This window comes from Pseudomonas sp. NPDC098747 (assembly GCF_044760045.1).
Lineage (GTDB): Bacteria > Pseudomonadota > Gammaproteobacteria > Pseudomonadales > Pseudomonadaceae > Aquipseudomonas.
The window spans coordinates 905-1457 of sequence record NZ_JBIWAL010000138.1; the positions used below are offsets into that span (position 1 = coordinate 905).

The window sequence follows — 553 nt, forward strand, 5'->3', positions numbered from 1 at the left end:
ATCGTCGGCGGCGCTGCCGCCGTTTAACGGTTCAAATATTCAGAGGATCCAGCTATGAGTAGCGGACGTATCGTTCAAATCATCGGCGCCGTTATCGACGTGGAATTTCCACGCGACAGCGTACCGAGCATCTACAACGCTTTGAAAGTACAAAGCGATGCCGGCACCACTCTGGAAGTTCAGCAGCAGCTGGGCGACGGCGTGGTTCGTACCATTGCGATGGGTTCCACCGAGGGCTTGAAGCGCGGTCTGGAAGTTACCGACTCTGGCGCAGCCATCTCCGTACCGGTCGGTAAAGCGACCCTGGGCCGGATCATGGACGTCCTCGGCAACCCGATCGACGAAGCCGGTCCAATCGACACCGAAGAGCGTTGGGGCATTCACCGTCCAGCACCTTCGTTCGCTGAACAGGCAGGCGGCAACGACCTACTGGAAACCGGCATCAAGGTTATCGACCTGGTTTGCCCGTTTGCCAAAGGCGGTAAAGTCGGTCTGTTCGGTGGTGCCGGTGTAGGCATTAGCGTTTACTTGATGGAACTGTTCCGTAACATCG

General features: G+C 57.3%; 1 pseudogene. It reads left to right on the forward strand.

Features of this window, described 5'->3' with window-relative positions:
• Positions 1-54 precede the first annotated feature (54 nt).
• A pseudogene (locus tag ACIQVE_RS29550) lies at positions 55-553 on the forward strand (F0F1 ATP synthase subunit beta); the annotation flags it as partial.